This is a genomic window from Desulforegulaceae bacterium, assembly GCA_034006035.1.
Classification (GTDB): Bacteria; Desulfobacterota; Desulfobacteria; order Desulfobacterales; family JACKCP01; genus JACKCP01.
The window spans coordinates 262,616-274,909 of sequence record JAVETN010000002.1; the positions used below are offsets into that span (position 1 = coordinate 262,616).

A 12,294-nucleotide genomic window follows, 5' to 3' on the forward strand; every position below is an offset into this window, starting at 1 on the left:
AAATCTCTAAATTAAGAGTAATCTTAACGATAAGATCCTGGTTTAAAAAACAATTTACAATCGGATTTTTTAATTTTCACTTGATAACCCTTGGAAAATATGCAAAACACTGTTTTTAAAGAAAATCCATATTATCGCCTGTATAAAAATCAAAATTTTTAATAAAAGGAGAAGGTTTATGGAATTAAATGATGTTGTAATGGTTGGAGCCTGCAGAACTGCAATTGGAGACTTTCTTGGCAGTCTTAAAAGTGTAAACGCAAGAGATCTTGCCATCTGTGTTGGAAAAGAAGCAATAAAAAGAACTGGAATAAAGCCTGAGCTTTTGGATGAAATCTGTATGGGACAGGTATATTCTGGAATGCAGGGTTCCCTTCCTGCAAGACAGGTTTCCATGAGGATAGGCCTTTCCCATGAAAGCAGTGCTGTAAGTGTAAACCAAAACTGTGCATCTGGAATGAGAGCTTTGGAAATTGCAGCCCATAATATAATGCTTGGAAAAACTGAATCTGCTCTTATTATTGGAGTTGAAAGCATGACAAATGCCCCTTATCTTCTTCCAAAAGCAAGACAGGGTTACAGAATGGGACCAGGACAAATGGAAGATCAAATGCTTCATGACGGTCTTGTTGATGAACTTGTTCCCGGCCACATGGGAATTACAGCAGAAAATATTGCAGAAAAATATTCAATTTCAAGACAGGAGTGCGATGAGCTGGCATTGATCAGCCACCAAAGAGCAACTACTGCAATTGAAGCCGGAATTTTTAAAGAAGAAATTGTTCCAGTTGAAATTCCTTCAAGGAAAAAAACAATAATTTTTGATACTGACGAGCATCCAATAAAAAACGCCAGTATGGAAACAATGGGAAAATTAAAAACTGTTTTTAAAAAAGACGGGGTTGTTACCGCTGCAAACGCATCCGGAATAAATGACGGAGCTGCTGCAACAGTTTTAATGTCTGCAAAAAAAGCAAAAGAGCTTGGACTAAAGCCTCTTATGAAGCTTGTGAATGTTTGCGATGCAGGAGTTGATCCTAAATTCATGGGACTTGGACCTGCTGTGGGAATTCCAAAATGTCTTGACCAGGCAAAACTTAAATTTGACGATATAGATTATTGGGAAATAAACGAAGCTTTTGCTGCTCAATGGCTTGGTGTAGGAAGAATGCTTAAGAAAGATTTTAATATTAAAATAGACATGGACAAGGTAAACAAAAACGGTTCAGGTATTGCCCTTGGACACCCTGTTGGATGTACAGGCCTAAGAATTATTGTCTCACTTTACTATGAGCTTAAAAGACAGGGCAAAACCCTTGGCGGTGCCTCCCTTTGTGTTGGCGGTGGCCCATCTGTAAACTCTTTGTGGACCCTTGACGTTTAAAACTTGAAATTTATTTAATTTTTGCAAATAAAGGGCGGATTTTTCCGCCCTGAAGTTTTTTATCCAAGTTCTTTCCATAAATTTTACAACCCAGAATCATTGTTTTATATCAATTCTTAAAAAAATGGTTATCAAAATTAAATCATTGACATCTACCCGCCTATTCAGGAAACTCTGCAAATTGTAAGTATATTTAAACCTGAAAAGAGCAGAATTAGCCATGGAAAAAACCGATCTTATTGCAGAAATAAATTTAAAAAGAATCGGTCAAAATGTAAAAGCACTAAAAACCCTTGCAGGAAAAAACACTTCTTTAATGGCTGTAGTAAAAGCAAACGGATACGGCCATGGTGCAGTTGAAGTGAGCAAAAAAGCAATTGAAAGCGGAGCTTCTCTTCTTGGAGTTTCAAGGGCTGAAGAAGCTCTTGAGTTAAGAGAAAACAAAATAAACTCAAGGATCTTAACTCTTGGATATCCCTGCAAAAACATGATTGAAGATGTTTGCAAAAACAATATTGATATTTCAATTTATGACTATGAAACTGCAAGGGCTGTTTCAGCCAGAGCAAAGGAAATAAAAACAAAGGTTAAAGTTCATCTTAAAATTGACACAGGAATGGGAAGGGTGGGAATCCCCGGCGATATTAATGAGATTACAAAAGAAGTTAAAAAAATAATAAACCTTGAAAACATTGACCCTATTGGAATTTTTACCCACTTTTCATCAGCAGATGAAAAAGACCTTGAATATACTTATTTTCAGATGAATAAATTCTATTCACTTTTAAAAAACCTTGAAAAAGACAAAATATTCTTTGAGTTTTTTCATTGTGCAAACAGTGCAGGACTTATTAACATCAAGGAGTCAAGAAAATCCCTTGTAAGACCTGGAATTTCAATTTATGGACTCTACCCTTCTCCTGAAATAGACAAAAACATAATAAATCTTGTTCCGGCAATGACCTTAAAAGCCAGAATAGTCCAGGTTAAAAAAGTAAAAAAAGGAACCTATGTAAGTTATGGCAGAACCTGGAGGGCAAAAAAAGATTCAAAGCTTGCCTCTATTGCCATTGGGTATGCAGATGGATTTTCCAGACTTTTATCATCAAAAACCCATGTTCTTATAAATGGCAAAAAAGCACCCCTGAGAGGCAAGATCTGCATGGATCTTTGCGTTGCAGATATAAGTGAAATTGAAAATGTAAATCCAGGCGACTATGCCATAATCTTTACAGACAAGATTATTACTGCAGATTATCATTCAGAAAAACTTGGGACTATTAATTATGAAATAGTATCTTCCCTTACTTCAAGAGCTAAAAGAGTGTATGTTTAACTACACTCATCTTGACACATCAACTCCTTTTTTTTATAAAGTCATGATGCAAAAACTTCTGTTTTTTTAAAATTTCAGGTAACTTACCGTAAAAGGCTTTAAAATGGCTGAAAAATCAATACTTATCAAAGGGGTCGGTGACGGTTTCCGGCTTGTAATTGATAAAAGTATTTCAAAAAAAAAATTAAACAAAGAAGTGTATAAAGCTCTTGAACCTTTAAGCCATCTTGTCAAAGGAGCTCATATTTACATTGACTCGGAATTTGACAATTCAGAAATTTCTCAAGAACTGTTTCCTTTTTTAAAAGATAAATTTTCTGTAGAATCGGTTCAACCTTTCAAAAGTCAGGAAAAAATCAAAGCTGATTTAAAACAAAGAATTCGCACAAGGGAAGTTGAAAGGGGATGGAAAAACTCAAAAAGTGATGTTCTCCTGATTACAGGCCGGGTAAGATCCGGCCAGAAAATTGACGCTTCAAACCACCTTGTGATTTATGGGGATGTAAACCCGGGTGCTGAAATAATTGCAGGCGGAGATATTATAATCCTGGGCTCTTTATTCGGAACAGCCATTGCCGGTCAAAAACAAAATAACAACTCTGTAATTTTTGCTCTGGATTTCAGACCTTCTCAGATTCAAATTAATGATGTTATAGGAGTGGGAGGAAAGAAAAAAAAGACCAGCCTGGCTGAAATAGCTTTTTTAAATAATCTAGGAGAACTTGAAATCACCGATTATCTTGAACAAAATCCTTTTTCAAAACTTCCCTGGCCGGAAGTCAGATAAAACAAAGCTTTATGTCAACCCAAAAAAGAGGTGCAGATTTGAAAGGCAAAGTTATAGTAATTACATCAGGAAAAGGGGGAGTCGGCAAAACCACTACAACTGCTTCCCTTGGAGCTGCAATTGCTTCTCTTGGAAAAACTGTTGCTGTTGTTGATATGGATATAGGTCTTAGAAACCTCGATGTTGTAATGGGCCTTGAAAACAGAATAGTTTACAATGTGGTGGATCTTGCTCTTGGAAGATGCCAGGTCAAGCAGGCTGCCATAAGGGATAGAAGAATAAAAGGACTTTATCTTATTCCCGCATCCCAGAGTGACAACAAAAATTCTTTAAATACAGATGATATGGCAAGGGTAACCAAAAAATTAAAACAAGAGTTTGATTATATTCTCATAGACTGCCCTGCAGGAATAGAACAAGGTTTTGAAAACTCGGTAACAGGAGCTGATGAAGCAGTTGTTGTATGCACTCCCGAGGTTTCAGCAGTAAGAGATGCTGACAGAATAATCGGACTTTTATATGCCAGATCAATTACTCCCAAACTTATAGTCAACAGAATAGTTCCCCAAATGGTTATAAACGGGGATATGCTCAGCCATAAAGATGTTGAAGACGTGCTTTCTATAGAGCTTATAGGACTTGTTGAAATGGACGACAGAGTAATAGCAGCAACAAATACAGGAAGTTATATAACAAACGACAAAACATCAAAGGCCGGACAAGCTTATACAAGAATAGCTCAAAGGATGTTAGGAGACAAAACCATTCCCATAAAAGAGCCGGATTATGATCAAAAAGGCATTTGGAGCAAGATAGGCTCAAAACTTGGATTGAAAAAATAAAATCTTTTTCCCTTAAAGGTGAGAATTATGAAGAACGGATTCTTTGGTAAATTTTTTGGTAAAACAAAAGAATCATCAAGAGATATTGCCAAAAAAAGACTTCAGTTTGCACTTATTTACGACAAGCTGGAGGTGTCAGATGAAATACTTGAAGCACTTCAAAAAGATATAGTTGATGTAATTTCAAAATATTTTGAAATAGACAAAAACTCTTTAAAACTTGATATTAAAAGACAGGATGACTTATCTGCCCTGGAACTGAATACTCCTATTCTTTCTGCAAAAAGAAAGAGTAAATAATTTATAAAAGACTTATAAACTCTGTAATCTCTTTATTTATAAATGTTTCAGCATCAATAATATCTTTTTTAGTAAAAATTTCAGCTTTTGCTGATTTTAAAATTTCAGCGACTTCTGAACTTTCAAGAACTAAGCTACCCTGCTCATTTTCCTTATCACCAAAAAAATAATTAGCAGGGTGATTGTTTTTTGTTTTAAAAGGCCAGTCAAGTTTCAGCTTAAAAATTTTTTCAAGCTTAATTAAAGCCTCGTCATTCAGTTCATGGGGAAGCAGGTTTGCTCCCCTTTTTTTTTCTATAAGATCAAAAACAGAATTAATCATTTTATCTTCAGTGACTAAAAGACCGTATGAGTATGAATCTTCCACTGCACTGCGTAAAACAGCTTTTCTTTTAGCAGAAACATTATAATAGGTGGGACAAAAATAAGATGCACAGGCAAGGCCTCCATAATAACTAAGACCTCTAAAATCTATTCCTTTGTTTTTTTCTGAAAGAGGGTGTAAAAGGCAACCCGGTTTTTCATAGTTTGAATCCATAAATCCTGCAAAGGGACAATGATGAAATTTTGGAAAAGGTTTTTTGCCCAGTTTTTCAATTCTTTGTGTTTCTTTTACTCCAAAATTTAAAACACTTTCCATTTCCCTTTCAACCTTGTCAAAACTTAAGGTTCTTTCAAGGATCACCTCAAAAAAATCTTTAAAAGAATTATAATAAAAATTATAAATTCCACAACATGCTCCGCAGGAAAGATAATCATTCTGACACAGATAAACCCCACCAGGTACTTTTCTTACATTTTCCGAAGCATTTTCTTCATTTATATCAACCAATTCCAAGCTCATTTTTTATCCTGTCAAAAAGAATTGTTCCTATTTCTATGCCTGTATCAATAAATTCAGGACCATATTTTTTTCCTGTGGGAGTTCTAAAAGTTTTCTTGATTTTTCTAAGGGAATCTATTCCTCTTTTATATCCTCCCATAAATTGAGCAGGACTTATATCAATATGTTCAAGCATGGCCCAAAGCATATGTGAAAAATTATCTGGGCCCCATCTAAATTTATCTGAATCATAAAGAGAGCCCGACAATATCAAGGCTTCAAAACTAGGAGGCGGCTCATAAGAAGAACAAAAGGCTTCATGATTTGCTATTGAATGAACAATAGAATCTATATTGTTTTTATCAGGGAGAATATTGGCAAGATAAGACCTTGAATAAATAGCCCCTTTTTTAGCATGATCCTTTTCCTTTCGGCAGATATCGTGCAAAAGGCCTGCTGATTGGGCTATGGACAAATAATGTTCTTCACTTTTATTGCCCCCTGCTCTTTCCATTTCTATGACAAAAATAACTCCTGCCTCAATTGCAACTTTTTTAGCATGCCCATATCCATGACCAAAATTGTCTTGAAGGGTTTCAAATAAATCACCCCTGATTTTTCTTATAAGATCGTTTTGGGCAAAAAAAATTTTAGACCTCTTTAAAAGCTCATTATAATCTTTATAAAAGGCAGGTTCCCTTGATTCATTTACAACTTCAATTGCTATTTTTTTTATTTCCTCAAGAACTTGCTCCATTAATTACCTGCAGTTTGTATTAGTAGAATTAATTTCAAATTAACATGGCCAGATTTTTGTAACAACAAATTTTTTTTTGATTATTACCTTGACAGACTCAGGATCATGGGAATATTGTTATGAGCATACGCTCATAAAGGAGGGGTAATGGCAAGGCCTGTTAAACAAAGAATGGTCAGACAAAAACCAAAATCAAACTACTTTAAGCCAAGGGGAGTTCCTTTAAGGGAACTTGAAGAGAAAATACTTACAATAGATGAAACTGAGGCAGTCAGGCTTGCTGATTTAAAGGGATTGTCCCATGAGCAATCAGGGAAAAAAATGGAAGTTTCAAGACAGACTTTTGGAAGAATTCTTGCAAGTGCAAGAAACAAAATTGCCGATGCAATAATTAATGGAAAAGCAATTAATATTGAAGGCGGAAACTTTGAAATCCACCCCAATTTTAAGGGTAAACACAAAAACAGGCGTAATCTTGGTTGAACAAATACAAGCTGATTAAAAACTCAGCTGTTTTTGCTCACCAGTTTAATTTAAATCATCCGAAACTAAGGAGGATGCAAAATGAAACTAGCAATAGCATCAAACGGAAAAGACTCTTCAGCATTAGTAGACGAACGCTTTGGAAGAGCTGATTATTTTCTTCTTACAAATGAAGAGGGAACTTCAATAGAAGAAGTTATTGATAACAATGCTAAAAACAGCGAAACAGGAGCTGGAACCGGAGCTGCAAGCCTTATAGCTGAAAAAGGTGTAAAAATGCTTTTTGCAGGAAATCTCGGGCCAAAAGCCCAGGCTGTTTTAGATGAAGCAGGAATTTCTTTTATAAGCTTTTCAGGAACTGTGGCCGAAGCAATGGAATTTGCAAAGCAGGGGAATCTTCCGCCAGCAGGTCCACCTTCTTCACCTGGAACACCAGGCTCAGGAGCAGGCAGAGGAACAGGTCAAGGCCGAGGTCTTGGACAAGGCGGAGGAATGGGTCAAGGCGGTGGAGGCAGAGGCCGCGGTGGTCGTGGAATGGGCCAGGGCCGTGGAATGGGAAGCTGTGGCCGAAAAGGAACAGGCAGAAATCAGTCTGGGAGGCTTTAAATGAAAATTTGCGTAGCAAGCGGAAAAGGCGGCACAGGAAAAACAACAATTGCAACGTCTCTTGCGGCCTCATACGGTAAAAAAATCCAGCTGGCAGACTGTGATGTTGAAGCTCCAAACGCCTCAATTTTTTTTGACGATTCTAATTCCAAGCAAGAGGATATTTATCTTTTTATTCCTTCAATTCAGCAGGATAAATGTACAGGCTGCAAGGAATGTGAAAGAGTTTGCAGATACAATGCTCTTGCAGTTGTGCTTAATAAAGTAATGATTTTTCCAACCCTTTGCCATAGTTGCAAAGGCTGTCTTTATATCTGTCCGGAAAATGCAATTTCCGAGGGCGAAAAAATGCTGGGTTCAATATATTCAAAGCAGATAGATAAAAACATTTTTCTTATTTCAGGAGATTTAAAAACCGGAGAAATGGCATCTCCCATGCTTATTGAAAGGGTTCAAAAAAGATTGGATCCTGAAATTCATTCAATTATTGATGCTCCACCCGGAACATCCTGCCCTGCAATTGCTGCAATGAAAGACTGTGATTATGTGCTTCTTGTTACAGAGCCCAGTCCCTTTGGATTAAGTGATTTAAAACTTGCAGTGGAAACAGCAAGGCTTCTTAAAAAACCATGCGGAGTAATCATAAACAAACACGAAAAAGAAATAACAATTATTCATGATTATGCAAAAGAAGCAAATCTGCCGATTTTAATGGAAGTTCCTTATTCCAGAGATCTTGCTGTGGACTATTCCAAAGGAAACCTGGTTGTTTCCTCAAGAAAAGAACTAATGGAAGAGTTTAAAAACACCATTGAAACAATAATTTCTCAAAATTTAGGGGCTTAAAATGAAAGAGCTTGTGATTATAAGCGGCAAGGGAGGAACAGGTAAAACCTGTGTCAGTGCCTCTTTTGCAAAGCTTTGTACAGATAAAAAAATCCTTATAGATGCAGATGTTGACGCTGCAAACCTTCACCTTATAATAGAACCCTCTGACTCAGAAGAAAACTCATATACTTCAGGTGTAAAGGCAAAAATCCACAAAGACAAATGCAGTGAATGCGGACTTTGCATTGAAAGATGCGAGTTTGATGCAATAAGCGATGACTATATTGTAAACGATCTTGATTGTGAAGGCTGCGGAGTCTGCCATGAATTCTGTCCTGAAAAAGCAGTGGAGCTTATTCCTGAAGAATCTGGAAAATGGTTTGTTTCAAAAACAGACCTGGGAACAATGGTCCATGCAAGACTCAATATTGGCGGAGAAAACTCGGGCCTTCTTATAAATCAATTAAGAAAAAGAGCAAAAGAAGAAGCTGAAAAGCAAAATGTTTCCATAATTTTAACTGACGGCCCTCCAGGAACAGGATGCCCTGCAACCTCAGCACTGACAGGAGCAGATTACAGCCTTATTGTGGCAGAACCAACTCTTTCCGGAATGCACGATATGATAAAGGCAAAAGATCTTTGTGATTTTCTTAAAGTACCTGTGATGATTATAGTTAATAAATATGATTTAAACCCTGAAATCACAGAGCAGATTAAAGACTATGCAAAAAAATCCAACTCTCTTTTCATGGGTAAAATCCCCTTTGATGAAGATTTTCCCAGGGCAATAATGAATAAACAAGCTCCGGTTGAGTATTCCAATGGACCGGGCTCAACAATTTTAAAAGAAATATTCAAAGATGTAATGGCAATTGTAAACCAGGAAAATCAAGAGGCGAGAAAATGAAAATAGCAATAAGTTCACAAGGCCCCGAGCTTAGATCCCAACTGGATGAAAGATTTGGAAGATGCCCCTACTTTCTTTTAATAAATCCTGAATCTCTTGAATTTGAAGTATTAGAAAATTCAGAAGCAGAACAGGGAGCCGGGGTAAGTGCTGCAAAACTTGTAATTGACGCCGGGGCTGAAGTTGTAATAACAAACAATATAGGACCAAAGGCTTTCAGGGTTTTAAAAGAGGCAGGAGTTGATATTATTGTCAATGGTGCAGGAAGGGTTATTGACGTTATTCAGCAGTACAAAAACGGGGTTTTTAATTCAGCGGCAAAACCAAATTCCCAGGGACATCCAGACAAAAAAAGAGAAGACTGCCTTAATGTTCTATAAATTTCAACCTCATGGGAGAAAAAATGAACAAAATTACAATCACAGCTGTGGTGGAAAATACTGCTCCAACAGGAATGGGCCTGATAAGCGAACATGGGTTGTCTTTTTTAATTGAAAACAATGGAGAAACAATTCTTTTTGATACAGGCCAGGGGCTTGCTTTTGAAAACAATATGAAAGTTCTTGGAAAAGATATTTCTAAAATTGAAAAAGTTGTTTTAAGCCATGGACACTATGATCATACAGGAGCACTTGGACTGATAGCTGAAAAAACAGCTTTTGAACTTTTTGCCCATCCAGGGTGTTTTCTTCCAAAACTGGCATCCCTTGACCAAATAAATTACCTTGACATAGGATGCTCTTTTTCAAAGGAATACCTTGAATCCAAGGGAGTTAAGCTTAAGCTTTCAGAAAAAAGCCAAAAAGTTTCCAAAAATATAATCACAATTGGTGAAGTTGAATTTACAAATGACTTTGAAATGATTGAGGAGCATTTTTATTCTGAAATAAACGGAAAAAAAATAAAAGATACTATTCCAGATGACCTTGGAATTGTAATTGATACAAAAAAAGGAAATGTTCTTATACTTGGGTGTACCCACAGGGGAATAATAAACACCCTAACCCATGTTTCAAAGCTTGTTGGCTCAAATAAATTCCATACTGTAATGGGAGGGCTTCATCTTGGGGGAGCTGATTCAAAAAAAATGGATCTTATAATTGAAAAGCTTAAAGATTTTGAAATTGAAAATCTTATAACAGGTCATTGCACAGGAAGATTTGCCCAGGTAAAACTTGCAGGATCAAAAAGTGTTAATCACGACTTTATAGAACTTGGAATGCCCTACAGCTTTTAACCAGGTTTTTATTTTTAATAAAAAAGCAGGTTTTCTACAAAACCTGCTTTTTTAATTTTTTATTTATGATTTAAAAAACTGCTTGAGTTTTCAGCTCCAAGGGAATGGTAGATTTTTACTGTTGCAGGAGATTTGTTAAGAGTATAAAAATGAATTCCTCTAACCTTATTATCAATCAAATCCCTTACCTGCTCAGTTGCCCAGTGGATTCCTATATTTGCAACACCCTCATCATCTTTTGCCCTTTCAACCGCCTTGAGAAGTGAGGCTGGAAATCTGGCACCTGCTGCAAGCTCTGCCATTCTGTACATTCCGGTTTTTGTAAGAACCGGCATAATTCCGGCAATTACAGGAACCTCGATTTTATAGAAAAGACATCTGTCACAAAAATCATAAAAGTCCCTGTTATCAAAAAAAAGCTGGGTCACAATATAATCAGCTCCGCAATCTATCTTTTTTTTGAGATGATCCATCTCCAAAATTCTGTTTGGAGTTTCAGGATGGCCTTCTGGAAAACCTGCCACTCCAACACACATTTGAGGAAAGTTTTTCTTTATAAAATCAACAAGCTCAAAAGCATAATGGAATCCTTGCGGATGGGGCTCCCACCCTGAATTTATATCAGGTGCATCACCTCTTAAAGCCAAAATATTGTTTATGCCGATTTCACTGTAATTTTCTAAAATTTCTCTTATTTCATCTTTGGAAGCTCCAACGCAGGTCAGATGAGAAACAACGGTAATTCCTGTTTCTTTGTTTATTCTTTCAACAAGATTATGGGTTCTGTTTCTTGTAGTTCCTCCTGCCCCGTATGTTACACTTACATAACTTGGTTCAAGTTTTTTTAATTCCGAAATATTTTTAAAAAGATTTTCAAATCCTTTTTCAGTTTTAGGCGGAAAAAATTCAAAACTAAAACTTGTTTTAACTGAGTTTAATATATCTTTAACTAGCATAATTTCTCCTGAGTGATTTAATTTTGAAATGACTAACAGATATAAATCATTATATCAAGATAAATTTATATGTCAACTTTCCCGGCTATCACAAAACAATTAACAATGTACCACAAGCTAAACAAACTTATAAGGCCAAACCAAATTACCACCTGAAAACAAACTTTATTCTAAAAAAACTAAATTCATTTTTTTAGACCTTAAACAATTTATCAGCCAAAATTTTTCAAAATACAAATTCTACAACAAACTTCAAAAATCTGCTTAATCTATGACTAATAGAGCATTGTACAGAATTGATATTCTAAAATCAGAACAAAAATACTATTTATCATTGACAAGTGAGTTTGCGCCGAGCTAACAGAGTTAATCCTGAAAAAACAGGTTATAAAAAAAGATAATTATATATTTACTTAACTTAGGCGGGAGGATCAATTGAAGAGGATTTTAATTCTTGCAATAATTTTTTGTTTTACCGCTGCTTCAGCTTACGCCGGAAGTGTTGAAACCTTTGGAATAGGGGCCAAAGAAACAGCACAGGGAAAAGCAGTTGCAGCACAGGCAGACACACCGTTTGCAGTTTATTACAACCCGGCAGGTCTTACACAGATTGAAGGGCCTACTTTTTCAGCAGGTGCTGTGTTTTATAATGCAGACGTTACTTCAAAAATGAAAGTTAAGGCGGCAGATGGCTCAGTTCTAATGGCCGGCGACAATGAAACAGACAATGACACTCTGATAAACCCTGCCCTTGGTTATGCAATGCCTATTACAGACAGAGTAAGTTTTGGTGTTGCGGCTTATTCACCATACGGACTTACAATTGAGTCCAATAAAAATCCTTATGAAAACCCGATTTCATTTTTTGCATGGGAATCCCATTATGTGAGAGTTGCAGTTACTCCTACAGTAGCTTACAAGTTCAGTGACAAGCTTTCATTCGGTTTTGGTGTAAGCCTTGGGCAGTCTGAGTGTAACGCTGGAAGAACTTATAAGGCCAACCCATTTAAAATGAAGGTTTTAGAAATAGCTGTTGAAAAAGGAATTC

At 36.3% G+C, this 12,294-nt stretch carries 15 protein-coding genes; 12 read left to right on the top strand and 3 right to left on the bottom strand.

What is annotated here, in order from left to right:
• Positions 1–178: 178 nt before the first annotated feature.
• The 5 genes from RBR53_03135 (at position 179) to minE (ending at position 4,649) form a co-directional block, all read left to right on the top strand.
• On the top strand, positions 179–1,384 hold the full coding sequence (locus RBR53_03135) for a thiolase family protein (protein MDY0131640.1): 1,206 nt from the start codon (positions 179–181) through the stop codon (positions 1,382–1,384).
• Positions 1,385–1,604: 220 nt separating this feature from the next.
• Positions 1,605–2,720, top strand: coding sequence for an alanine racemase (gene alr, locus RBR53_03140; protein MDY0131641.1), 1,116 nt, complete (start codon positions 1,605–1,607; stop codon positions 2,718–2,720).
• Positions 2,721–2,823: 103 nt separating this feature from the next.
• Positions 2,824–3,507 (top strand): septum site-determining protein MinC, encoded by a 684-nt coding sequence (locus RBR53_03145; protein ID MDY0131642.1) that lies wholly within the window; start codon positions 2,824–2,826, stop codon positions 3,505–3,507.
• Between the two features lie 38 nt (positions 3,508–3,545).
• The gene (gene minD, locus RBR53_03150) at positions 3,546–4,349 is read left to right on the top strand and encodes a septum site-determining protein MinD (protein ID MDY0131643.1); all 804 of its coding nucleotides are present in this window, start codon (positions 3,546–3,548) and stop codon (positions 4,347–4,349) included.
• A gap of 27 nt (positions 4,350–4,376) precedes the next feature.
• Positions 4,377–4,649 (top strand): cell division topological specificity factor MinE, encoded by a 273-nt coding sequence (gene minE / locus RBR53_03155; protein MDY0131644.1) that lies wholly within the window; start codon positions 4,377–4,379, stop codon positions 4,647–4,649.
• A 1-nt stretch (position 4,650) separates the two neighbouring features.
• On the opposite strand, the gene RBR53_03160 is transcribed toward minE, so the two are convergent.
• Together RBR53_03160 and RBR53_03165 are read right to left on the bottom strand one after the other, a co-directional pair.
• Entirely contained in the window at positions 4,651–5,493 is an 843-nt protein-coding gene (locus RBR53_03160) for a hypothetical protein (protein MDY0131645.1), read from the bottom strand.
• Positions 5,474–6,229 carry a hypothetical protein gene (locus RBR53_03165; protein MDY0131646.1) on the bottom strand — a complete coding sequence of 252 codons (756 nt, stop codon included), beginning with the start codon at positions 6,227–6,229 and terminating at the stop codon, positions 5,474–5,476. Before RBR53_03165 ends, RBR53_03160 begins: the two co-directional genes overlap by 20 nt.
• Positions 6,230–6,376: 147 nt before the next feature.
• Here RBR53_03165 and RBR53_03170 point away from each other — a divergent pair, with 147 nt between their 5' ends.
• The 6 genes from RBR53_03170 to RBR53_03195 all read left to right on the top strand — a co-directional run bounded on the left by RBR53_03170 (position 6,377) and on the right by RBR53_03195 (position 10,290).
• The gene (locus RBR53_03170; GenBank protein ID MDY0131647.1) at positions 6,377–6,712 is read left to right on the top strand and encodes a DUF134 domain-containing protein; all 336 of its coding nucleotides are present in this window, start codon (positions 6,377–6,379) and stop codon (positions 6,710–6,712) included.
• Between the two features lie 81 nt (positions 6,713–6,793).
• Entirely contained in the window at positions 6,794–7,318 is a 525-nt protein-coding gene (locus tag RBR53_03175; GenBank protein ID MDY0131648.1) for a NifB/NifX family molybdenum-iron cluster-binding protein, read from the top strand.
• Positions 7,319–8,164 carry an ATP-binding protein gene (locus tag RBR53_03180; protein MDY0131649.1) on the top strand — a complete coding sequence of 282 codons (846 nt, stop codon included), beginning with the start codon at positions 7,319–7,321 and terminating at the stop codon, positions 8,162–8,164.
• Position 8,165: 1 nt separating this feature from the next.
• Positions 8,166–9,053 carry an ATP-binding protein gene (locus RBR53_03185; protein ID MDY0131650.1) on the top strand — a complete coding sequence of 296 codons (888 nt, stop codon included), beginning with the start codon at positions 8,166–8,168 and terminating at the stop codon, positions 9,051–9,053.
• Entirely contained in the window at positions 9,050–9,433 is a 384-nt protein-coding gene (locus RBR53_03190) for a NifB/NifX family molybdenum-iron cluster-binding protein (protein MDY0131651.1), read from the top strand. Before RBR53_03185 ends, RBR53_03190 begins: the two co-directional genes overlap by 4 nt.
• A 23-nt stretch (positions 9,434–9,456) precedes the next feature.
• Positions 9,457–10,290 (top strand): MBL fold metallo-hydrolase, encoded by an 834-nt coding sequence (locus tag RBR53_03195; protein ID MDY0131652.1) that lies wholly within the window; start codon positions 9,457–9,459, stop codon positions 10,288–10,290.
• A gap of 59 nt (positions 10,291–10,349) precedes the next feature.
• Here the strand turns inward: RBR53_03195 and metF are convergent, their stop codons facing one another.
• Positions 10,350–11,246: a methylenetetrahydrofolate reductase [NAD(P)H] gene (metF, locus tag RBR53_03200; GenBank protein MDY0131653.1), complete on the bottom strand. Its 897-nt coding sequence runs from the start codon at positions 11,244–11,246 to the stop codon at positions 10,350–10,352.
• 435 nt (positions 11,247–11,681) lie between these two features.
• On the opposite strand from metF, the gene RBR53_03205 reads away from it, so the two are divergent.
• A partial coding sequence (locus RBR53_03205; protein ID MDY0131654.1) for an outer membrane protein transport protein occupies positions 11,682–12,294 on the top strand: 613 nt, incomplete at its 3' end.

Bases quoted from the DNA above. Each gene is read 5' to 3' on its own strand.
- RBR53_03195 (MDY0131652.1), top strand. From the start codon at position 9,457: ATGAACAAAATTACAATCACAGCTGTGGTGGAAAATACTGCTCCAACA.
- RBR53_03170 (MDY0131647.1), top strand. From the start codon at position 6,377: ATGGCAAGGCCTGTTAAACAAAGAATGGTCAGACAAAAACCAAAATCA.
- RBR53_03160 (MDY0131645.1), bottom strand. From the start codon at position 5,493: ATGAGCTTGGAATTGGTTGATATAAATGAAGAAAATGCTTCGGAAAAT.
- minE (MDY0131644.1), top strand. From the start codon at position 4,377: ATGAAGAACGGATTCTTTGGTAAATTTTTTGGTAAAACAAAAGAATCA.
- metF (MDY0131653.1), bottom strand. From the start codon at position 11,246: ATGCTAGTTAAAGATATATTAAACTCAGTTAAAACAAGTTTTAGTTTT.
- RBR53_03165 (MDY0131646.1), bottom strand. From the start codon at position 6,229: ATGGAGCAAGTTCTTGAGGAAATAAAAAAAATAGCAATTGAAGTTGTA.
- RBR53_03185 (MDY0131650.1), top strand. From the start codon at position 8,166: ATGAAAGAGCTTGTGATTATAAGCGGCAAGGGAGGAACAGGTAAAACC.
- RBR53_03175 (MDY0131648.1), top strand. From the start codon at position 6,794: ATGAAACTAGCAATAGCATCAAACGGAAAAGACTCTTCAGCATTAGTA.
- RBR53_03190 (MDY0131651.1), top strand. From the start codon at position 9,050: ATGAAAATAGCAATAAGTTCACAAGGCCCCGAGCTTAGATCCCAACTG.
- RBR53_03145 (MDY0131642.1), top strand. From the start codon at position 2,824: ATGGCTGAAAAATCAATACTTATCAAAGGGGTCGGTGACGGTTTCCGG.
- RBR53_03135 (MDY0131640.1), top strand. From the start codon at position 179: ATGGAATTAAATGATGTTGTAATGGTTGGAGCCTGCAGAACTGCAATT.
- alr (MDY0131641.1), top strand. From the start codon at position 1,605: ATGGAAAAAACCGATCTTATTGCAGAAATAAATTTAAAAAGAATCGGT.
- RBR53_03180 (MDY0131649.1), top strand. From the start codon at position 7,319: ATGAAAATTTGCGTAGCAAGCGGAAAAGGCGGCACAGGAAAAACAACA.